This window comes from Gordonia sp. AC31, from assembly GCF_031844505.1.
Classification (GTDB): domain Bacteria; phylum Actinomycetota; class Actinomycetes; order Mycobacteriales; family Mycobacteriaceae; genus Gordonia; species Gordonia hongkongensis.
In genome coordinates this window covers 1-19,546 of the sequence record NZ_JAUZVK010000041.1, presented here as the reverse complement: position 1 = coordinate 19,546, position 19,546 = coordinate 1, and the positions used below count along the sequence as shown (strand labels likewise).

Annotated in this window: 24 protein-coding genes and 1 pseudogene; 15 read left to right on the top strand and 10 right to left on the bottom strand. The window is 66.0% G+C overall.

Translation table 11 applies throughout. The features are described 5' to 3' along the window. Positions 1-202: pseudogene (locus Q9R39_RS23655) on the bottom strand (M56 family peptidase); the annotation flags it as partial. A gap of 235 nt (positions 203-437) precedes the next feature. On the opposite strand from Q9R39_RS23655, the gene Q9R39_RS23650 reads away from it, so the two are divergent. From Q9R39_RS23650 to Q9R39_RS23635, 4 genes are all read left to right on the top strand, one after another. Then, entirely contained in the window at positions 438-755 is a 318-nt protein-coding gene (locus Q9R39_RS23650) for a hypothetical protein (protein WP_311278371.1), read from the top strand. Positions 756-935: 180 nt separating this feature from the next. Further along, complete coding sequence (locus Q9R39_RS23645) at positions 936-1,721, top strand: F510_1955 family glycosylhydrolase (protein ID WP_396275743.1); 786 nt, start codon at positions 936-938, stop codon at positions 1,719-1,721. A gap of 567 nt (positions 1,722-2,288) precedes the next feature. Then, a complete protein-coding gene (locus Q9R39_RS23640) occupies positions 2,289-2,651 on the top strand; it encodes a BlaI/MecI/CopY family transcriptional regulator (RefSeq protein ID WP_311278369.1) in 363 nt (120 codons plus the stop codon). Continuing rightward, positions 2,648-3,538 (top strand): M56 family metallopeptidase, encoded by an 891-nt coding sequence (locus tag Q9R39_RS23635; protein ID WP_311278368.1) that lies wholly within the window; start codon positions 2,648-2,650, stop codon positions 3,536-3,538. Before Q9R39_RS23640 ends, Q9R39_RS23635 begins: the two co-directional genes overlap by 4 nt. Positions 3,539-3,569: 31 nt before the next feature. Here the strand turns inward: Q9R39_RS23635 and Q9R39_RS23630 are convergent, their stop codons facing one another. Together Q9R39_RS23630 and Q9R39_RS23625 are read right to left on the bottom strand one after the other, a co-directional pair. After that, positions 3,570-4,349 carry a VIT family protein gene (locus tag Q9R39_RS23630; RefSeq protein ID WP_311278367.1) on the bottom strand — a complete coding sequence of 260 codons (780 nt, stop codon included), beginning with the start codon at positions 4,347-4,349 and terminating at the stop codon, positions 3,570-3,572. Continuing rightward, positions 4,346-4,837, bottom strand: a complete 492-nt coding sequence (locus Q9R39_RS23625; protein WP_311278366.1) for a DUF2231 domain-containing protein — start codon at positions 4,835-4,837, stop codon at positions 4,346-4,348. The genes Q9R39_RS23630 and Q9R39_RS23625 overlap by 4 nt, the downstream gene beginning before the upstream one ends. Positions 4,838-5,234: 397 nt before the next feature. Between Q9R39_RS23625 and Q9R39_RS23620 the strand changes: the two genes are divergently transcribed. Both Q9R39_RS23620 and Q9R39_RS24815 read left to right on the top strand, forming a co-directional pair. Next, a complete protein-coding gene (locus tag Q9R39_RS23620; protein WP_167324018.1) occupies positions 5,235-5,522 on the top strand; it encodes a transposase in 288 nt (95 codons plus the stop codon). A 122-nt stretch (positions 5,523-5,644) separates the two neighbouring features. Continuing rightward, positions 5,645-5,896, top strand: coding sequence for a transposase (locus tag Q9R39_RS24815; protein ID WP_396275742.1), 252 nt, complete (start codon positions 5,645-5,647; stop codon positions 5,894-5,896). Positions 5,897-6,161: 265 nt separating this feature from the next. Here Q9R39_RS24815 and Q9R39_RS23610 read toward each other — a convergent pair whose 3' ends face one another. Next, complete coding sequence (locus tag Q9R39_RS23610; protein ID WP_020171046.1) at positions 6,162-7,406, bottom strand: alpha-D-ribose 1-methylphosphonate 5-triphosphate diphosphatase; 1,245 nt, start codon at positions 7,404-7,406, stop codon at positions 6,162-6,164. A 176-nt stretch (positions 7,407-7,582) separates the two neighbouring features. Here Q9R39_RS23610 and phnC point away from each other — a divergent pair, with 176 nt between their 5' ends. From phnC to Q9R39_RS23585, 5 genes are read left to right on the top strand one after another with little or no spacing between them, the layout of a single operon-like run. Continuing rightward, positions 7,583-8,392: a phosphonate ABC transporter ATP-binding protein gene (gene phnC, locus Q9R39_RS23605; protein WP_311278364.1), complete on the top strand. Its 810-nt coding sequence runs from the start codon at positions 7,583-7,585 to the stop codon at positions 8,390-8,392. A 56-nt stretch (positions 8,393-8,448) separates the two neighbouring features. Continuing rightward, on the top strand, positions 8,449-9,357 hold the full coding sequence (phnD, locus tag Q9R39_RS23600; RefSeq protein ID WP_311278363.1) for a phosphate/phosphite/phosphonate ABC transporter substrate-binding protein: 909 nt from the start codon (positions 8,449-8,451) through the stop codon (positions 9,355-9,357). After that, complete coding sequence (gene phnE / locus Q9R39_RS23595; protein ID WP_206497649.1) at positions 9,354-10,190, top strand: phosphonate ABC transporter, permease protein PhnE; 837 nt, start codon at positions 9,354-9,356, stop codon at positions 10,188-10,190. The genes phnD and phnE overlap by 4 nt, the downstream gene beginning before the upstream one ends. Then, on the top strand, positions 10,187-11,224 hold the full coding sequence (locus tag Q9R39_RS23590) for a phosphonate dehydrogenase (RefSeq protein ID WP_311278362.1): 1,038 nt from the start codon (positions 10,187-10,189) through the stop codon (positions 11,222-11,224). Before phnE ends, Q9R39_RS23590 begins: the two co-directional genes overlap by 4 nt. Then, entirely contained in the window at positions 11,221-11,979 is a 759-nt protein-coding gene (locus Q9R39_RS23585; RefSeq protein ID WP_020171041.1) for a GntR family transcriptional regulator, read from the top strand. The genes Q9R39_RS23590 and Q9R39_RS23585 overlap by 4 nt, the downstream gene beginning before the upstream one ends. A 113-nt stretch (positions 11,980-12,092) precedes the next feature. Here Q9R39_RS23585 and Q9R39_RS23580 read toward each other — a convergent pair whose 3' ends face one another. Further along, entirely contained in the window at positions 12,093-12,668 is a 576-nt protein-coding gene (locus Q9R39_RS23580) for an alpha/beta hydrolase (protein WP_311278361.1), read from the bottom strand. 719 nt (positions 12,669-13,387) lie between these two features. Between Q9R39_RS23580 and Q9R39_RS23575 the strand changes: the two genes are divergently transcribed. Further along, positions 13,388-14,167, top strand: a complete 780-nt coding sequence (locus Q9R39_RS23575; protein ID WP_311278360.1) for a hypothetical protein — start codon at positions 13,388-13,390, stop codon at positions 14,165-14,167. 179 nt (positions 14,168-14,346) lie between these two features. Here the strand turns inward: Q9R39_RS23575 and Q9R39_RS23570 are convergent, their stop codons facing one another. The 3 genes from Q9R39_RS23570 to Q9R39_RS23560 all read right to left on the bottom strand — a co-directional run bounded on the left by Q9R39_RS23570 (position 14,347) and on the right by Q9R39_RS23560 (position 15,400). Beyond that, the gene (locus tag Q9R39_RS23570) at positions 14,347-14,778 is read right to left on the bottom strand and encodes a hypothetical protein (RefSeq protein ID WP_311278359.1); all 432 of its coding nucleotides are present in this window, start codon (positions 14,776-14,778) and stop codon (positions 14,347-14,349) included. Continuing rightward, a complete protein-coding gene (locus Q9R39_RS23565) occupies positions 14,775-15,095 on the bottom strand; it encodes a hypothetical protein (protein ID WP_311278358.1) in 321 nt (106 codons plus the stop codon). Before Q9R39_RS23565 ends, Q9R39_RS23570 begins: the two co-directional genes overlap by 4 nt. A 98-nt stretch (positions 15,096-15,193) precedes the next feature. Further along, positions 15,194-15,400: a helix-turn-helix transcriptional regulator gene (locus Q9R39_RS23560; protein WP_238554188.1), complete on the bottom strand. Its 207-nt coding sequence runs from the start codon at positions 15,398-15,400 to the stop codon at positions 15,194-15,196. Positions 15,401-15,771: 371 nt separating this feature from the next. Between Q9R39_RS23560 and Q9R39_RS23555 the strand changes: the two genes are divergently transcribed. The 3 genes from Q9R39_RS23555 (at position 15,772) to Q9R39_RS23545 (ending at position 18,306) form a co-directional block, all read left to right on the top strand. Then, positions 15,772-16,779, top strand: coding sequence for a hypothetical protein (locus Q9R39_RS23555; RefSeq protein ID WP_311278357.1), 1,008 nt, complete (start codon positions 15,772-15,774; stop codon positions 16,777-16,779). Positions 16,780-16,817: 38 nt separating this feature from the next. Continuing rightward, complete coding sequence (locus Q9R39_RS23550; protein WP_311278356.1) at positions 16,818-17,159, top strand: hypothetical protein; 342 nt, start codon at positions 16,818-16,820, stop codon at positions 17,157-17,159. A 166-nt stretch (positions 17,160-17,325) separates the two neighbouring features. Further along, positions 17,326-18,306 (top strand): hypothetical protein, encoded by a 981-nt coding sequence (locus tag Q9R39_RS23545; RefSeq protein ID WP_311278355.1) that lies wholly within the window; start codon positions 17,326-17,328, stop codon positions 18,304-18,306. Between the two features lie 261 nt (positions 18,307-18,567). On the opposite strand, the gene Q9R39_RS23540 is transcribed toward Q9R39_RS23545, so the two are convergent. Next, positions 18,568-18,804: a helix-turn-helix domain-containing protein gene (locus Q9R39_RS23540; RefSeq protein WP_014928911.1), complete on the bottom strand. Its 237-nt coding sequence runs from the start codon at positions 18,802-18,804 to the stop codon at positions 18,568-18,570. 116 nt (positions 18,805-18,920) lie between these two features. Next, positions 18,921-19,298: a hypothetical protein gene (locus tag Q9R39_RS23535; RefSeq protein ID WP_311278354.1), complete on the bottom strand. Its 378-nt coding sequence runs from the start codon at positions 19,296-19,298 to the stop codon at positions 18,921-18,923. Positions 19,299-19,546 lie beyond the last annotated feature (248 nt).

Below are 19,546 nucleotides of genomic sequence, written 5' to 3'. Positions count from 1 at the left end.
GCAACGAATGGACGCCGAAATGACCGGGAACCGCCAGCGTCACAACAGCTCCCAGCCACAACAACGCAAACACGACCTGCGCAGCCGGCCAGGCCACCAACACCCAACGAGCATCGATCCGGCCCTGCACCCGAACCATCCATCGAGGCCACAACCAGCCCAGCACACCCGCGGCAACAACTAACACCACCGCTGCACTCATGGACGCTCACCCATCGTTCGCCTCGATCCTCGACGCCCCGCCGTCGTGCTCGCTGAGACCCACGCTCAACACACCTTCCCGACGGTCCGCCGCCTGCACCACCAGCCAGTATGCCCCAGGGACTCGTCCGTGACACCGCAACTCCAGCACCCACCACGTCGCCAACTACTAGGCTCTATAGTAGTTAGATGACGCGGGTTGACCCGCCTGCGCGTACTAGTTCGAGGGATGCGCCGTGACCGAGAACCCGAGGGGGACGCACTCGCCCCCGGACGACCACCGTCGTCAGTATCTGCACGCCATGCGCGACGTCTACCGGGCACCCACGCCATACTCGGCCCACCAGTTCTTCCACCGCGCCCATCACCTCAGCGTCACCTCGAACCGACGCCGCCACCTCGCCGCACACATCGGTCTCGTCCGCCACCTCGCTGCGATCGGCGACCTCGCCGGGGCGCGTCGCCACCTCGGTACCGTCCTGATCTCCCTCGTCCTCCAAAAACATTGCGGCCAAAAGCCTTCACAGCTTTCCAACCCCATCCAGATGTCGTGACCACGACACCCCCCGGAGGGTCGGGATGACCCTCTACCCGGGTTGCGCCACCATGCCGATCACCCACACCACCCAGAGCCGGCCCCGCCCGAACTCAGTACCCGCACGAAAGTCGTAGCCGATTTGCCTGCTTCGAGCCCGTCCAACCGCACCGCTGCGGTCGTTTTCGCAGTCGTCGCCATGCTGACTGTGTTGATCGGCTGCTCCACCGAGGAACAACCCACATCCCCACCACCGCCGGCCACCTCAGCAGAGATGGCCACAACACTGACCCCAGAACTCGACCACCTCCACGCCCTGCACATCCGCGCCGACGGCACCATCCTCGCCGGAACTCACACCGGCGTAGTCGCCCTCACCGCAGACGGCACCACCAGCCGGGTCGGCGTCTCCGACGACGACTTCATGGGACTGACCGGAGTAACTGGCTCAGATCGGCTCTTCGCCTCCGGCCATCCAGGTCCAACGAGCTCAGCACCCAACCCGCTGGGACTCGTCGCCAGCGAAAATGGCGGGCAAACATGGACACCGAGATCGGTGGCCGGCGACATCGACTTCCACGCGCTCGCCACCAACGGACAACTACTCGTAGGCTTCGACGGAATCAACGGCCTGCTCGTATCGACCGACGACGGGACAAGCTGGAGCCCTGGCGCGCCCCTGGCCGCAGCAGCACTCGCGATCACCGACCGCGGCGTCTGGGCGACCACCCCCGCCGGGTTGCAACACAGCGCCGACGACGCCCAGACCTTCACAACCGTCCCCGGTGCGCCGGCCCTAGCACTCCTGGCGGCCGCACCCGATGGCACGCTCTGGGGCATCGACACCGCCGACACCGTCTGGCGCAGCCCAGACGGCACACACTGGGAACAACGCAGCACCATCGGCACTGTCACCGCGCTGGTCGCCAGAAACGCCGAAACTGCATACGCCGCAAACGCGCAATCGCTCTACACGCTCAGCTAACGGACTCGTGGAGAGCATCGAAGGAAGGAAGCGACTGAGATCCGGAAGCGCTTTAGATCACGCCCACTCCACAAGCCGGATCTGATAGAGGGTGGTGCCCGGCCAACCTAGGCGGTTCTCTCGACCACCTGACGGCACCCAGCACCGCCATCGTTTTCTTCGAAGACGTCACCGGCGTCATCGTCGAGACGAGCAGCCCCGACTACCACCCCACGAACTTGCTGCGTATCTCAAAGATCACCTTGGGCGGGGACTGCCATCGAAGGCCGCCAGCAATGCCGGACCAGTCACACTGCGCGAAGCCACTCTGCGACTGAGCGTAGGATACACGTCCTACTTCAACACGTCTCGTTACCAGTTATTATCGTTGCGAATAGACCTGAATCGTACGACCAGCGCCTACGCGGGGCCTGATAACTGCGCTGCCGCCCCGTGCGGGGTCGGCGCCTCCGGATCGACGACTCGGGCGTCGGTCGACCACCTCGGATGCGAAGCGAACGTCGGACGCCCGCAGCAGCTGGAGGTGGTCGCTTACCATCGTGATGTGCCCATTGTCGTGACCTTCTGATGCGGAGGATTTCCGGTGAGCTCGAGGCGTCGGTCCTGGGCCTTCTCGGGCGGCACCCCGAGCTGTCGGTGTCCGAAGTGCGGAGGTTGCTCGACGACGAGCTCGCGCACACCACCGTGATGACCACGCTGGGCCGGCTGCATAGCAAGGGTGTCGTCGAACGTGAACGGCGGGGGCGGTCGTTCGTGTACCGCCTCAGCGCCCCGCTCGAGGAGCTGCCGGCCCTGCGGGCGGCGATCCGGATGCGGTCGGAGCTCGACGCCGGTCAGGCTCGGGCGGATGTGCTCGCCAATTTCGTCGACGCGCCCGATCCGGCGGACGAGCAAGTGCTTCGAGAACTGCTCGATCGCAGCGACCGGTGACCGGCTTCGTGGCGGTGGCCGCGGCGCCGTGGTTGTTGTCCCTGGCCCTCGGGGCCCGGTGGCTGCGCGTGGGACGCCAGGCCCCGCCGGGGTGGACGGTGGCGACGACGTCATCGCTCGCGGTGCTCGCGGCCTGTGCGGTGCTCGCCTCGCTCGTTGCGGTGATCGCGGTCCTGGCGTCGTCCTCACACGGGTGTATGCGCGTTCTCGCCGTCGTTCCCGCTGCGTACGCGGTGTGGCGAGCGGTGGTCGCCGCGGGGCACGTGCGACGTGTGGTCCACAGCGTCAGGTCGACGGCACGGTTCGGCCGAGCGGCGGCGTCGAGCGACGGAGTCGTCGTGGTCGAGACGTCCGCGGCGGACGCGTTCGCCGTGCCGTCCGGCGGTGGCGCGGTGGTGATCACCACCGGCCTAGTCGACGCCCTGTCCGACGACGAAATCCAGGCCGTTGTCGATCACGAACGCGGACATCTGCGTTTCCGCCATCCGTGGTGGATTCAGATGGCCGAGATCTCGGCGTCCTTCGATCCCCTTCTGCGACCGGTCGTGACGCAGGTCCGAAACGCCGCCGAACGGCACGCGGACGAGTACGCGGCACAGCGCACCGACCGGCGGACGGTCATGACAGCGCTGGCGCGTACCGCACTGGTCTGCGCCCGAACAGGCCCGGTTCCGCCGTCGCCCGTGGTTCGAGGCACCGGGGGCGACGTCGCCGCCCGAGCCCTCGCGCTGAGCGGTCCGCCTCCCCGCGGGCAACGCGCCCCTCTCGTGGTCGCCCTTGGAGCGGTGGGAATCACGGTGGGGATGCTGATCGCGGTTCTCGGCGACGTCACCCAGGACGTGGTGTCACCCGAGTACGGGGAAGCTCCGACCACGATCGGACAGTGAGGACCGCACCTGCCGAACCGACGCGGCGTCGTCACACGCCCGCGGATCCCAGTGCCTGCCCCACGAGGTAGGTCACGATCATCGCCGCTGCGCCACCGCAGACCACCCTCGCTACAGCGCGAGTGCGCGGGGCACCTCCGAGGTTTGCGCTGATCACCCCGGTGAGCGCGAGAGCACCCAGGACGGCGAGGAACGTCAGGGGTATCCGCACCGACACGGGCAAGAGCACGATGGCGAGCAGCGGAAGCACCGCGCCGGTGAGGAAGGCGAGCGCCGATGCGCCTGCCGCCTGCCACGGGTCGGTGAGGGCGTCGGGGTCGAGGCCGAGTTCGGCGTCGACGTGAGCCGCGAACGGATCACGTGCGGTCAGTTCGGTCGCCACTGCCAGGGCCGTTTCGGGCGAAAGCCCCTTCGCCCGGTACAACGCGGCGAGTTCGGCGAGTTCCTGCTCGGGATTCTCGCGGAGTTCGGTCCGTTCCTGATCGAGCATCGAGCGTTCGGCATCGCGTTGACTGCTCACCGAGATGTACTCCCCGAGTGCCATCGACACCGCACCCGCGGCGATACCGGCGAGGCCGGCGGTGAGAACGGGCCCGCGTTCGGCGGTGGCCGCGGCGACACCGACGACCAGGCCCGCCGTGGACACGATGCCGTCGTTGGCGCCCAACACCCCGGCGCGCAGCCAGTTCAACCGGCCGGGCGCTGTCGCGTGCGGTTCACCGCTGTGCGACCCCGCACGTCCATCGGCCCTGTCTGCGCTGCCGTCGGAATGCCGGTCGTCGTGGTCCGTGCGGTCGTGGTCTGCGCTCACTCGTCCGAGTCCGGTGTCGCCGTTGACGCTGTCGAGACGTCGCCCCAGGTGGCGCGCGCACCGGAATCACCGATGCGATACACCTGAACCATCGTGGCCACGCCGACCACGATCGCCAACACGACCACCGCGACGGACAATGCTCGCCCTGCCGACCCCCCACGACGCTCGCGAAGATGAACGACGACGAGTGCTGCTGCGACTACCGCGAGGGCGACCGAGAAGTACACCATCGAATCGCCGAGTTCGGTATGAGTGTGAACGGCCTCGGACCGGGGCACGCGCTTCTCGAGCCACTCACCGGCTTCGGTGGTCAGCGGCGTCAGGACCGCTGTGATGGCGGCGAGAGCGGCGATCAGCCAGACCAGGCGGGCGCGAACGGGTCTCGCGACGGCAGCGGCGATCGCGAGAATGGCCGTCAGCGGCGCCAGGACGACGATGAAGTGGACCAACAGGATATGGGCGGGTAAGCCATTGAACGTCAACACACGGAACTCCTGATGCTCGTGAGCGCGGCACGGCGTCGCGCATCCATACTACAGGGACTGTAGTAGTAACGATGCGGCATGGACGATCGAGCTCCGGGCCCTGGCCGTGCTGACGAGCACGTTGCCCCCAGGTCCGGAGGCCGCGAAGAACGCTGAAGACGTCGATGCACAGCGCCTTCGCGGTGCCGCTGCCGGGAGCGTTCCTCAGGCGTTGTGGACGAGACGCGCGTTGATCGGCTCGATGATCCCGATCCGGGTCGATGCGTTTGCCGTCGATGGCCGTTTGGCTGTCGCCGTGGCGCGGTCCACGAGGTCCGCATCATCGGAGGCGGAGCTTGACCCGGTTCTCCGGACACCTGATCTGTAGCGTTGCTACTGCAGGAGAGGAGTCCGAGCCATGCCCGCTGCACATCCAGAGGAGTTCCGTCGGCGCGCGGTCGACCTGACACGTCAGCCGGGGGCGAGTGTCATGCGCGTCGCGTCCGACCTCGGCATCAGTGAGTCGTGTCTGCGCAGGTGGATGAAACTCGACGACGTCGATGCCGGTCGCGTCGACGGTTTGTCGACGAGCGAACGCGCGGAGTTGGCTCAATTGCGGCGGGACAAGAAGCGCCTCGAGACCGAGGTCGAGATACTCAAGCGTGCGAGTGCGTATTTCGCTCGGGAGAACATCCTCCCAAAATAGGGTTCCGGCTGGTCCACGAATTGGCCGCGGACGGCTTCCCCGTCGCGGTGACCTGCCGAACGCTCGAGGTGTCGAGGTCCGGATTCTACGAATGGCGACATCGATCGCCGTCCGTACGCGATATGTCGGACGCGTTGTTGGCCAACAGCATCCGCGATATCCACGAAGGCTCACGAGGGTGCTACGGCGCGCCGCGGGTGCACGCCGAACTGCGCCTCGGTGCAGGTGTTCGCGTAGGACGCAAGCGTGTTGCACGGGTGATGCGCATTCTCGGTCTCGCCGGTATCGGTGCCCGACACAAGACTCATCAAGACCTGATCCGGATCCTTGATCGCGGCACGCACTTAGCCTCGATCCACCGACGTCGGGCATGACGGAGACGCGCCTGTTGGCGTTGCTCCTCAAGCTGCCGCGCGGTGTCCGCGGCAAGTAACCGGATTGAACTGAGGTGTCTGCTGCGCGGATGGTGACGGCGGAATCGAGGCGGACGACGTCGGCTGGAGCCTGCGCGGTAGGGACGCGGTGGACGCGACTGGGGTGACCGACAATTCTCGATACCGACCTGTCCCTATCCGCCGGACTGGTGTGAGACAGCCGAAGCGGTGACAGTCCTCGTGGCCTACTGCCGCTGAATCCGAGCTACTCGCGGGCAGCGGTATGCGACTGAGTCGAAATGACGTGGGCGACGGGCCAAGTCTTGCTGAGGTCAGTCAGGACGAGGTCGGCTCGGAAGCCTTCGGTCAGCGCGCCACGGTCGCAGAGACCGACACAGGCGGCCGGGCCTGAGGTGATCAGTCGAACGGCGTGTGGGAGTGAGAGGACGCCGTCGCGCACAAGTCGCACTGCGGCTGGGAGCATAGAGGAGGGAAGGTAGTCACTGGCCAGGGAGTCGGCCACACCGGCGACGACGAGCTCGGCTGCCGAGACGTTCCCGGTGTGGGAGCCGCCACGGACGACGTTCGGGGCGCCAGCAACGACGAGCATGCCTCGGTCGCGGGCGGCACGGGCGGCGTCCAGGGTCGTTGGGAACTCCGCCACGGTGCAGCCGCGGTCGGCGGCAGCCGCGACGTCTTCCGGGGTGGCCAGGTCGTGGCCGAAGAGCCGGATGTGTCCGGCTCGGGCCAGGTCGCCCAGCCACGTGAGGGCGCGGTCGCGCACGGTGAGACGTTCGGCGCGGGTGCGACGCCACCGATCGACGTGGTCGACCGCAGCGGCCTCGGTCATACCCTCGTTGGTGATCAGCCACCGCTGCATGGTCGTGGGGTCGGCGAACTGCCCCTGCCCCGGTGTGTGGTCCTCGTGCGAGACGATCGGCACCCGTGCGCGTTGGGAATCATCCGGTGTGGTGATGCTCCGAAGCCTTTCAGAATCCGCGGAGTCGTCGAGTGCGGCCAGCTCCGTTGCGAGCAGCGTCCGGCCGTACTCGCAGCGGGCGTCCAACCGGTGCAAGACCTGGTGGTCGACCTGGGTGTCGTCGGCATGACGCAGCGAATCGGACAATTCTGCGGCAGCGGGGGAACCGATCGTCGTTCCCACGATGGAGTGCTCCTGGAATGCAAGGCCGTGGAAGGCGGTCGTGATTCCTGCCGCGCGTAGACGGCCGCCCGCCGACGTCAGTGCGAAGGCAGGGTCTAGGACGACGCCCGGTCGCGGCCGGGTCTCCCGCGCGAGGATGTCGGTGTGGACGTCGACCAGGCCCGGCAGCAAGTGGGCGCCGTGGGCGTCCAGGGTGCAGCCGGCACCCGGCGGGTGTGGGCCCACCTCGGCGATCCGACCCTCGCGCACCACCACTCTTGCGTTGTCCTCCACCCGATCGGGTAGCACCGCTGTGACGTGGCCGATCACGAAATCTGTCGGCGGCCAGCACGAGTTTCCGAAGGTCATGACGACACATTCTGACAGGGCCCTATGGCCGTCGCATGAACGCGGAAGTCATCGGTCGTTCACCGGCATCGGATGGTCGGACGGGGTTCACTCACCGTTCTCTCAACCCTGATCGTCCGTTCGTAAGTCCTCTATAGGTTTCGGGGTGTTCGACCAAGTCCTATAGAGGGGTTTTCATGATCGATCTCGTCGAGGTGAGCAAGACCTACAAGGGGGGCGTGCAGGCGCTGCGCCGAACCGACCTGACGATCGAGGCCGGGCAGGTGACCGTGCTGCTCGGTCCTTCGGGAGCCGGCAAGTCGACGCTGCTGCGGTGCATAAATTTGCTCGTGCAGCCCACCACCGGGACTGTGCGTGCCGCCGGTCTCCCGGCACTGGACTCGCGCCGTGCATTACGACGGCATCGCCGGCGCACTGGCATGGTTTTCCAGCACCACCACTTGGTCCCGCGGTACACCGCGCTGCGCAACGTGCTGCTCGGCCGAGTCGGCTACCACAGTTTCTGGCACGGTCTCCTGCCCGCTGGTCGCGCCGACGAGCGCATCGCCCTCGAGGCGCTCGACCAGGTTGGTCTGCTCGACAACGCGCTCACCCGGGTCGACAATCTCAGCGGCGGCATGCAGCAGCGCGTCGGCATCGCCCGCGCACTCGCCCAACAGCCGCAGCTGATCCTCGCCGACGAGCCGGTTGCCAGCCTCGACCCGGCCACCGCAGGCCGGGTGATGGCGCTGTTGCGCCGTGTCTGTCACAACAACGGCATCACACTCGTCGCCAGCCTCCACCAGGTCGACCTGGCCCTTGAGCACGCCGACCGCATCGTCGGCCTCGCACACGGCGAGATCGTGCATGACAGCCCCGCGTCCGATGTCACCGATGACGCCATCCGACTCATCTACGAAGGCGTCACTGAGGAACCCAACGGGGAATCCGACGGCGACGCCGTCACCAGTACTGTCACCGGCCACCTCGCTGCTGGTGTCCGCTGACCGGAAGCTGTTCGCATCACCCGAATCACATTCACCAGATCCTGGAGTTCTTCACAATGACCAGACCAGCCCGTTCCACAGTTGCCGCCCTGGCGGCGCTGATCTCTTTCGCGCTTGTTCTCACCGGCTGCGGCTCCGGCTCCACCTCCGAGCCTGCCGCCGGCGAGGTGCCTGAGACCCTCCGCGTGGCCCTGCTGCCCGACGAGAACGCGTCTCAAGTGATCCAGGACAACGAACCGCTCAAGGAATACCTAGAGGACGAGTTGGGCGTCGAGGTCGAACTCATCGTCACCACCGACTACTCCTCGATGATCGAGGCGATGACCCGCGGCCGGTTGGAACTGGCCTACTTCGGGCCATTGTCCTACGTGCTCGCCCAGGAGCAGGCCGACATCGAGCCCTTCGCCGCGCTGCAGGAGGAAGAAGGCGCTGCCCCCACCTACCAAGGGGTGTTTCTCGCCAATGCCGACTCCGGCATCACCACACTCGACGACGTCGCTGGCAAGACCGTCGCGTGGGGAGACCCGGCCAGCACCTCCAGCCACCTGATACCCAAGGCCATGCTCGCCGAGGAAGCAGACCTGCGCGTCGACGACGGCGATTACGAAGAACAGCACGTCGGCGCCCACGACGCGGTGGCGCTGGCAGTGCAGAACGGCAGCGCCGACGCGGGCGGCATGAGCCTGCCCATCTACGAGCGCATGGTCCGAGACGGGACCATTGACCCTGAGGTGGTCGTGACCGTCCAGAAGTCCGAGCCCTACTACAACTACCCGTGGACTATGCAGACGAACCTGCCCGAGGACTTCAAGGCAAAAGTGCGGGCGGCGTTTTTAGAACTCGACGACGATGCCGTGCTCGAGCCGTTCGAGGCCGCCGGTTTCGGACCTGTGACCGATAAAGACTACGACGCGGTGCGCGACCTCGCGCCCCTGCTGGACATCGACCTGGCGGACTACCAGTGACGGCCGACACTTTGCCGGACCCCGTCGAGGAACGGCGGGAAGAACAGTACCGGGGCATCTCGCGTCGGGTGCGGATCAGCTGGGGGCGCAACAGCGCCGCCATGGGCGTCGTCGGCGTCCTTGTACTGGTGTGCGTCTGGGCGGTGGGACTACTCGACGGCGAACGGATGATCACCGGACTGGCCGACATCGCCGACCTCCTGGGCGACATGTGGCCCCCGGACTTCACCCACATCAACCGGTGGTGGGGCCCACTGTGGGATTCGATGTCGATGAGTATCGCGGCCACCGCACTGGCGGTCCTGCTGTCGGTCCCACTCGCGCTGCTCGGGGCCCGTAACACCTCCCCGCACCCCACCGTCTACGCGGTCGCGCGCCTGGTCCTCAACACCCTGCGATCGGTGCCCGAGCTGATCATGGCGATCGTGTTCGTCGCCGCCGTCGGCTTCGGCGCCCTTCCCGGCGCACTGGCACTGGGTATCCACTCCGCCGGCATGGTCGGAAAGTTCTTCGCCGACTCGATCGAACGCGCCGATCAAGCATCCGTCGAGGTCGCCCGCGCCGCCGGAGCCACCCGGGCACAAGTGATCCTGCACGGCATCCTGCCGCAGGTGCTGCCCCAAATGGCCGACGTCACCGTCTACCGGTGGGAGCTCAACTTCCGCGCCTCGGTAGTCGTCGGCGTCGTCGGCGCCGGCGGCATCGGATTCGAGCTGATCGCCGCCCTCCGCACCCTCCAGTACCAGGAAGTCTCCGCAATCCTGCTCGTCATCCTCGCCACCGTCACCGTGGTCGACGCCCTCGGCGGAGCATTACGAAGAAGGTTCCAATGACAAACGCGTCCGCGCGCCCGGTGGTCGTTCTCACCCACCGGGTGCATCCCCAGATCCTCGAAATGCTCGGCCGCGAGTGCGACGTGGTGCCGAACCAGCAAGACGACAGCCTCCCGGCATCCGAATTGCGACGCCGAGTGGCACACGCCGACGGGCTGATGGCGTTCATGCCCGACCGGATCACCGCGCAGTTCCTCGACGGTTGCCCGCGACTGCAGGTGGTCGCCGGCGCACTCAAGGGCTACGACAACATCGACGTTAGCGCCTGCACCGAGCGCGGCATCTGGCTCACCCGAGTCGAGGACTTACTCACCGAACCCACCGCGGAATTGGCAGTCGGGCTGCTGATCGGCCTCGCTCGACACGTGGCGACCGGTGACCGCACCGTGCGAGCCGGTTTCCGCGGCTGGCGGCCGGTGCTCTACGGACGCACACTCGTCGGCTCCACGATTGGCATCGTGGGCGCCGGCGTACTCGGCCGGGCCGTGGCGCAAATGCTCGCCGGATTCAATCCCCGACTTCTTTACCACGACCCCGATCCGGTGCCGTCCGCAACCGCGGCGTCGATCGGTATGGAACGGGTGGAACTCGCCGAGCTTCTGCAGCACAGCGACTCCGTGGTGGTCTGCGCCCCCCTGACGGCGGACACACTGCACCTGCTCGACCACGAAGCGATGACATCGATGCGACCCGGAGCGCTGCTGGTCAACGTCGGACGAGGCTCAGTGGTGAACGAAGGCGCAGTGGCCGAACTCCTGCGCAGCGGACACCTCGGCGGATATGCCGCAGACGTGTTCGAATTCGAGGACCTCTCCCGACCCGACCGCCCCAGCGGCCTGCACACGGACCTGATGGAACTGACAAGCCATACCCTCTTCACCCCGCACCTCGGATCTGCGGTCGCGTCGGCACGCTTGGCGATCGAGGAGCACGCGGCGAGATCCATCCTGCAATCACTCGCGGGAAAAGTGCCCGACGGAGCAGTCAACGATCCGCCACGAAACCTGTCGACCTCCTTCGTTCCCGCAGTATGATCACGCCCATCAGCGACGCCGCACCCGTCAAAACCAGTCCTCGGGTACCGGTGTACCTTTCCGCCGCCGACGCACTCGCCGAGCAGATCGCCAACCAGCCCGTCGGCACCCGGCTCCCGTCAGAAGACGAACTAGCCCGCACCTTGGGCGTCAGCCGGCTCACCGCCCGAGCCGTACTGACCGAGCTGGAGAGGCGCTATCTCGTGCGCCGTCGGCAGGGCAGCGGCACCTTCGTGTCCCGACGCATCGACTACACCATCAGTCGACACATCCCACCGTCCTGGAGCGCAAGCGTCCGCAAAGCCGGATTCGCCCCAGACGTTCGCACCACCGGGTGGCGACTCGAGACCCCACCCGCCGAGGTCCGTGACCGCATGAAAGTGGGAGCACGCAGACAACTGCTCGCACTCTCCCGTAACCGATACATCGACCACGAGCTCGTCGGCTACGCAGACACCTACCTCGACCCCCAACTCGTCCCCGACCTACCCCAGATCCTCGACCCTGCCGGCTCGTTGCACGACACCCTGGCCACCCACTACAAGCTGGAACCCGAGCGCGGATGGTTCGGCGTCGCCATCGACCCGGCGCCACCCCACGTCGCCGAGCACCTCGAACTGAGCGGCCGCCCACCGGTCATCTCTATCCGGTCCCGCACCGATGCCGCCGCACGCAACCACCACCCCGTGGAACTCACGATCTCCTGGCTTCGAGCCGATGTATTCCGAGTCGAGGTCGACTTCGACACCACCTAATCAGGACGACAAACCCATCGCCCGCCCCGAATAACCGCAGTCACCAGGGGACTGCGGCCCCGGAAGGGCCGTCTTGTTTCTTGGAAGGTCGAGGGCGGAGATGCATGGTTGCTTCACGTCCACCGTTCGACGAATGCACGCACAGCGGTGTTGGCGATGTCGGGGTGTGATGCGGTCAGAAAGTGCTGCCCGCCGTCAACGATCTGGAGTTCGGCTGATGGAGATTGCGTGAACTGTGAAATTCCATGCTCGGCGTTGGCGACGGAGTACACCTGGTCGGCGGTGCCTTGCAGCCACAACACTGGGTATTTCACTTCGTTGAGGCGTGCCTCGAGGCCATCCCGGTCGCGGAGATTGATCGTGCTCGTCCGGAGTCGGCGCCGGCCCTCGTCTCCGGTGTAGTTGGCGCGGTAGGTTTTCAGCCAGAAGTTCCGTTCTTCGTCGGAGACATTCTCGCCGAAGCCGGCGCCAAGGACGGCGATAACGAAATCGTCGTCTACCACCCAGTCGTCACTGACTGGCGCCGATAGTGCATCGATGGATGGGCTGCAGAATTCTGACCCGTTCCAGCACCCTCTATCCATGCTGGCCTGGCTCTCGAAGTCCATGGAGGTGCCAAAAATTACGATCCCTTGGATCGTATCCGGAGCGATGGAGAATGGCGCCCGCGTGTTCTGGGTGCTTGGCAAGGAGGTTGACCCTGCCGCAGTGCTCGCCCGCGCTCACTTAGAGGGGCTACCCGCCGTTCGGATGCATCATCACATCACCACGGCATTGAAACGGTGCGGGCCGATGTGCGGAGACGGGAGACGTGGGACGAGTGACACGGCAGGGTGATCTGATACGCGCCCTTGGCGAGGGTCCAAGACGGGAGACAGTTCTCTGGGTGAGACGCGCGGACTTGCGTGTCGGATGACAACGTAGTTGGGAGTAGGGGCAGCTACTTGGGAGCGGTCGACCCGCCCGCATCTACATGCGGACGTATGCGGGCGAGCTGATTGGTGTCAGCGATTGTGAGACTCCCAGGCGGATCGGCGCAGTGACTGCGCCTGGATGACAACTGATTTGGGAGTATGGAGATGATTCGTGCAGGTCACGGCGGGGCAGGTCTCATGTCCGTGTCACTGAGTCTCAACTAGGGTGTCAAAGTCCCAAGTGCCGTGTCATCCGACATTGCGAGCAGCCCGCGACCTGTAGCCCTGATCGGCGACCCGGAGCGTTAACTTAACATAAGGCAAATTATCGGCGAATCCTGTTGTGTACCAATGCGTTTTGTCACCAGTGACAAAAGTGTGCGGGAATCACGAGGTCTAACCACTTGGGGGCCACTATCTGTCGGGGCCGACCAGCATACTGGGCAGCAGGATCACGCACGATGCGGAGTGCATGACCTACCAGGAGGGGACGGATGGAATACGCGGCACTAGCGGTCATCGCTGTCATGGTCAGTTCGTTGGTGGTGACGCTCTATCAGCATCGCGACTCACGCCTGCGCGCCGACTACATCGCAGTGATACGCGCGATCCGGTGGTGGATGATCCCCGCAGCCCTCGCCCAGCTGGCGACCGTCGCGCTGGTCATGATCCTGCTGTTGAAGATCCCGGTCCTGCAATACGGCTGGTGGAACCTGCTCGGCGGCCAGGGCAACGCAGCGCTCGGACAGACCGGGTACAGCGGATCACTGTGGACCGCAGTAAGTGTGGCGCTTCCCGTCATGCTTTTCCTCGCCCTCCCGGCGCTGGCGCTGGGCGAAGAGGAACTGTTCCGCCGGCACACTGAGGACGACTCCCACGTCCGCCGCGCCGCACGCCAGGTGGGCTTCGGACTCATGCACCTCATCGTCGGTGTCCCCCTGGCCGCCGGGCTGGCGCTGACCATCAGCGGCTTCTACTTCATGGCCGTCTATCTCCACGCCATCCGCTCCACCGACCACCGGGCGGCAAAGCAGCACCTCAAACAGTGCATCGACCAGGGCGCCGAGCTGGCCGATACCGCGCACCGCGCAGAACAGAGCCTCAGCGAGCAGCTAACCCAGTTGAAGACCTGGATGAACGACGTCGAAGACGCCGAACGCGACATCGACCGCGTCCAGCGTGAACCACTCCTGCGGGCGGCCGCCGCGCACACCGTCAGCAACGCGCTCGTCGTGCTGACACTCGCTATCGTCCTGATCGTCGCGCTGCTCTGACCACACAACAGTCCGCAGGGTGCGCGCCAGGCGAACAGCTACTCAGCGGGCTCGTCGACGATCGAGCCGGCCGGGATCGCTTGGAGGGTTTGTGTCTCGTGTTCGGCGGCTGTCCGCTCAGAGTTGGATGGCTGAAAGCTACGCGGGCGCCGACATGCGGGCTGGCGCACCGCTCATGGTCACGAACCGAGGAGGTCGCGGTGGTGCTGACGGTGCAGAGCTGCACGAATTGTGCGGCCGGGTCCGAGCTCTTTGGCGATCGACATTTCGCCGACCATCAGCAGTGTCAGCCAACCGAGAACGGCTACTGTCCAACCTGCACCCACGAAGACACCTGGCGGCCACGAACTGGCGATGATCCGCCAGACCGCGCAGAAGGCGGCGACGAGCACGCCGACAGGCAGAAGGGCCACGCCGACGAATCCGATGACCCACTTGAACCGGGCGGGCGGCGGAGTAGGTCCGAGTTCAGGGTGCGGCTGCCAGCGCACCGCCCGAACGGGCTGTGTCGCTGCGTCGATGACCGCTGCCGCGCCGAATCTCGACCAGTAGACGAGGCCGCCCAGGAGCAGGATCTGCCAGACGAATCCGGCCGTTACCGCTTGATTCAACGCGCCCGCCTGACTCGCAAGACGGGTGCGACGTACATAGCCGGGTTCCCGACCCGCAACGGCGGGCCGGCGAGCTCGTAGCCGTGGGCTTTGATCGCGGCGAGTGTGGCCTTTTTTCGTCCGCGTCCCTCCCCCGGAACATCAAACTGATCGAGCACGCGCCTGTCCTGGTCGTTGTGTCCGTTCGCGGTGACGGTGACGGGCCCACCGGCTACATAGGACATCGCCATCGGATAGCCAGCCTCCATGGCATTGGCGCCCGACTCGCCGCCAGGGGTGAAGAGGTTGACGATGGTGTTGGTCAATCCGGTGAACATCAGGTTCCTCCTACGTCGCTTGTTGCCTGCTGTGCGGCGTTGTCCCAGGTCGTCGACTCGCAGCCACCGTTTCATGAAGGTCCGACAGTCTCGTTGAATCAGTCGGGCAGTAGGCGCGAGGCGGCAATGCCGAAGTGGTCGGCTATCCGGTAGAGCGTTCCGATGGTGATGTTCTCGCGCCCGGCCTCGATCGCCGACAGGTGGGTTCGGTGCACGCCAACAGCTTTGGCTACTTCGGCCTGCGTCTGACCGCAGCTGGTTCGCGCGTCGCGCACACGCTTGCCCAGCTCCTGAAGTCTCTCCACATGTTGACTATATCCCACACGTATGTAGACTAAAACCATCACCGCTGATGTTGGTGGTGAACCTTCGCTGCCGACTCGGGCAGAAACAAGAGTGGTCCGCGGGTGCTGGAACACCCACGGACCCGACGCACACCACGGAAAGGGCCGTGACATGCACCAATGCGCCACTCTAATCGAACAAGCCTCCGGCTATCTCGCCGCCGACCACACCATCCGCCGCATCACCCCGACCGCCCGACCGAACGCCGCAGCGGCGATCCTCGCGCACTACCCGCCGACGTCGGCGTTCGATGACGGATTCCGGCAGCGGCTTGTCGAGTTCACTACTACCCCCATGGCATCTGCCGATCACCGAAAGGGAAGGTAGGCCAATGCAGCTCACAACGTTGGAAGTCCTGGCCGACGCCACCCCCCTCAAGCTGGAAGCCCCTGAGCGCTTCATGCAACTGGCGTCCAACCTCGGATGGGGGGCCTCGATCCTCGGGGTGGTCATCCTGCTGGTGGCGGGCCTGCGAGCCGCCATCGCGAAGAAATCAGGCGAAGTCACCGACACCGTCGCTCCACTTGCGATCGGCGGTGTCATCCTCTCCTCCGTCGGACTCGTTCTGACTCTGGTCGGCCCCGATCCGGATCAGGACAGGCAACCGACCTCTACCGATGCGCCCCCCGCGCCGACGCCGCCGGCCCCGGTCGAGCAGGCACCGGTCGAGCAGGCACCGTCGGCACCCGAGGCGCCCACCGATTACACGACGCTGTGGATCATCGGCGGAGCCGTCGCGGCCAGCCTCATCGTCGTCGCTGTCGCGGTTCTCGCCTACCACAAAGTGAGCCAAGCACGTTCCCGCCGAGACATTCTCGTCAAGAGCACGCGCGCTCAATGGGCCAAAGCGGCCGACATCCTCGGCTCCATCGACGCTGACTACGCCGCCTATCACGCCGACCTCGCAGACCGGTTGTTCACCCGCCCACTCCTCGACGACACCAACGACCCGCGCACCGCGGCGTTTCTCGACGCCTACACCGCCGCCCACGCCGCGGCCTACGACTCCCGGCCACTGGACAAAGACCTGGCTGAGCGTGCCGTCGCCACTGCCCTGGCGGCCCGCGACGCATGGAGCAGTGCCTCACGCCACGCCCGCGAGACCGGGCTGAATATCCGACCGGCCAAGCGTGAAAAGCTCACCCGCGCCCGCAAACTGCTCGACCAGGCCCTGGACCCCACCATCACCGACGGCTACCGCGACACCCTGCTCGACCGCATCACCACCATGCTCGCTGACGCCGGCGCGCACCGCATCCCGCCCGTCCGGGCACTGGTCACCGAAGCCGTTCAGCGCCAACTCGACACCCCGGCCTGTCGGCCTCAGCTGCAACAATGACGCACTGAACGCACACCGACCCACGAAGGAGGCCCGCTGTGTGGTCCTACCTGTACGTCGCCGTCGTCCTGCACCTGGGCGGGCTCCACGTCCTCTCGAGGATTGGCTCAGCGCATCCCCACCACTCCCGAGGGCTGCGTGTGCTTGCTGCCACGGCTCTGGCGGCCTCGTCCGTCACGCTCGTGACCGGCGCAGTCCTCACCATCGCCTCCGGCCAATACCAGGCCGTCGACGCAACTTCGATCACCCTCATGGCGATCGTGTCCACTATCGTCAACGTCTTGATCCTTGGCCTGTTCGGGTTCTGGGCCGACCTACGCCGCGCGCTGGACGACCGCCGGCGGTCGTCCGGCCCTCCCGACATCGAATCCATTCCCTGACGAAGGGTCCGCATCTAGTGAACGGCAGGCCAAATCGCGTCGACACCGACCGCGCCGACCTCGTCGCGCACGTGGCCGAACGCATCCGTACCCACCCCGACCCCCTGCTGAGGGCACGCGCAGTCCAGATCATCTGCGTCAAGGAAGGCATGCAGGCGATCGACCGGTGGATGGACCCCAGAGGCGCTGTGATCGCTCACAACGAGCTACGCAGGCGGGTGGACGAGCTGGCCGCGTCGCGGAGCTGGCTGACCTCGAACAGGAGTTCCGCCTCAGCGGACAGCACCCCGCTCGACGTGGCGGCGATCTCGCCTTTTATGGCTTCTTCGGACTGTCGGGTCCGGCGGCATACCTCCTCAGCGCCTTCGCCTTCGAGCTGCCGCCGTCCCTGGACGGGTTGTTCAGCGTCGTAGCAATGGTCATGGCCGCTCTCACCCCCATCGCCGCCTACTGGAGCTACTACACCCTTCACCACTCCGGCCAGGATGCTCGCGGCTGGCAGGGCATAGTCGAACAGGCCGTCCACGCCGTCTTCGCCGGTCGCGACGACCACACTCCCGACCAGCCGTCCGTTGCCGGGGACGACGACCTCGCCCGGCGACGAGCCGCCGCCGCCCGCGCTCTCGAGGACCTGCTCGCCGCGTGGGGCCACTACAAACTCGACACCGAAGCCTGGTACCTCACCAAACCCCTGCTCCACGACACCACCGGCACCGTCGCCACCACGGTCGCCTACACCGCGATGGCCGACCTCACTGAGGCGGTCGAAGCCCTGCACGGAGACTCCCCGGCCAGCGACATCGACCGCGCCCTCGACCTCGCCGACCGCGCTTGGGCAGCCTGGCACGACGCCATCGACCACGCCGCCGCCGTCGGTCTCGACGACCGCAGCCCCACCGAACGCGCGGCGCTGCAACGCCTGAACAAACTCGTCACCCGACTCACCCACAGCAGCGCCGACGACCCCGACCTCGCCGCGGTCAAACGCGACATCACCCTCTGCCTGGACCGCATCCACACCATCTCGGTGTCCTGGGCCGACATCGCCGGCCTCCCTGCCCTCGACCAACGACTTATCCCCCAACTACCCAGCGGCATCACGCCATCCAGCCCCGACCATCACTTCGACGAGAAAGTCACCCAGTGACCCATACTGGCGACCGCGACCCCGCCCAGCAACGCCCAGTCCACGGGCTCGAACATGGGACCACCACTCCCACCGGCCAGCAGACGGTAGTGGACCTCGACGGCATCGTGGCCATCGCAACGATCACTGCCAGTGTGATCGGCCGTCCACTCACACCTGGCGAGTCATCCCGACTGAAAACCGCATGGACGCAGGCTCACCCACGCACCCTGCCCGCGATTGCTGACCAAGCACAGGCATTGACCGCCCCATAGCGGAAAGTCAGTGCCCGATCTGGTGCAGTAGCTGCGAGACCGGCACTTTCAGCGCTTCGGCGATACGTGCCAAGGTGATGATCGTCGCGCGGCGCGACCCGTCTTCCACCCCGCGCAGCATGTTCCGCTCGACACCGGCTTCCAGGCCCAGGGCGCGCTGACTGAGTCCGAGTTCCTCACGCCGGGCCGTGATCGCCTCTCCGAGTGCGCGCAGCAACGCGGGTTCGTCGATGTCGACGGCCATGAGGGGTCCTCTCCTGTCGTCCGCCCGCTCGATGGGCACGCCTGGTGCTGCTGAGCCTACCGGCGGCCTCGCCGGTATCCCGTCCCCTGGAGCGGGCGGCGCCGCTGGACTCACCGTCACTGAGGACCGCCCAGGATGGTCAGGGTCAGGTCGTCTTCGTCGACGAGCTCGTGGGACTCCTCAACTGCAAGCCAGTGATCACAGACGAACTGGTCACGGTCGGCATCGTCCATCGTGTCCCACTCCTGTGGGAGCGGCCCGACGTAGCGCTGCACCCTGCGCACCAGATACGACCGTTCGACAACTTCGGTGCGCGCCAGCTCGGGCATGGCCTGCTCCACGAGCGCGACCAGCGCAGCAGCCGCCTCGTGTTCAGCATCGCCGCCCACTGCGCTGTCGGCGGCTCGACGCCACCGCTCGATACAGGCCGCGATAGCGCGTGAGTACGCACTCATCGCCGTTGCCGCAGAGGTGCTTTCGGTGGTGACGACCATGACTCTCTCCTTCTATCGACCCTGACTATTGGTTGCCTATAGACTACCGCTAATGGTAGTCTATAGGCAACCACTTAGGGAGTGTTGAGGAAAGGGCCAGGACCATGGGTCACATCATCTCGAAGACAGCCGAACATCGACCGGCGCTGCGTCGCAGACGGTTTCGCCACGACAACCCGACTGCGCTGGACTTGTTCTCGGGATTCGGCGGATTCACCCAGGGCATCGAGGCCGCAGGCTTCGACACG

What these genes read in the sequence shown, in the direction of transcription:
- Q9R39_RS23645 (WP_396275743.1), top strand. Translation starts at nt 936, where the DNA reads ATGCTGACTGTGTTGATCGGCTGCTCCACCGAGGAACAACCCACATCC.
- Q9R39_RS23640 (WP_311278369.1), top strand. Translation starts at nt 2,289, where the DNA reads ATGCGGAGGATTTCCGGTGAGCTCGAGGCGTCGGTCCTGGGCCTTCTC.
- Q9R39_RS23620 (WP_167324018.1), top strand. Translation starts at nt 5,235, where the DNA reads ATGCCCGCTGCACATCCAGAGGAGTTCCGTCGGCGCGCGGTCGACCTG.
- Q9R39_RS24815 (WP_396275742.1), top strand. Translation starts at nt 5,645, where the DNA reads ATGTCGGACGCGTTGTTGGCCAACAGCATCCGCGATATCCACGAAGGC.
- Q9R39_RS23610 (WP_020171046.1), bottom strand. Translation starts at nt 7,406, where the DNA reads ATGACCTTCGGAAACTCGTGCTGGCCGCCGACAGATTTCGTGATCGGC.
- phnC (WP_311278364.1), top strand. Translation starts at nt 7,583, where the DNA reads ATGATCGATCTCGTCGAGGTGAGCAAGACCTACAAGGGGGGCGTGCAG.
- phnD (WP_311278363.1), top strand. Translation starts at nt 8,449, where the DNA reads ATGACCAGACCAGCCCGTTCCACAGTTGCCGCCCTGGCGGCGCTGATC.
- Q9R39_RS23590 (WP_311278362.1), top strand. Translation starts at nt 10,187, where the DNA reads ATGACAAACGCGTCCGCGCGCCCGGTGGTCGTTCTCACCCACCGGGTG.
- Q9R39_RS23585 (WP_020171041.1), top strand. Translation starts at nt 11,221, where the DNA reads ATGATCACGCCCATCAGCGACGCCGCACCCGTCAAAACCAGTCCTCGG.
- Q9R39_RS23575 (WP_311278360.1), top strand. Translation starts at nt 13,388, where the DNA reads ATGGAATACGCGGCACTAGCGGTCATCGCTGTCATGGTCAGTTCGTTG.
- Q9R39_RS23565 (WP_311278358.1), bottom strand. Translation starts at nt 15,095, where the DNA reads ATGTTCACCGGATTGACCAACACCATCGTCAACCTCTTCACCCCTGGC.
- Q9R39_RS23555 (WP_311278357.1), top strand. Translation starts at nt 15,772, where the DNA reads ATGCAGCTCACAACGTTGGAAGTCCTGGCCGACGCCACCCCCCTCAAG.
- Q9R39_RS23540 (WP_014928911.1), bottom strand. Translation starts at nt 18,804, where the DNA reads ATGGCCGTCGACATCGACGAACCCGCGTTGCTGCGCGCACTCGGAGAG.
- Q9R39_RS23535 (WP_311278354.1), bottom strand. Translation starts at nt 19,298, where the DNA reads ATGGTCGTCACCACCGAAAGCACCTCTGCGGCAACGGCGATGAGTGCG.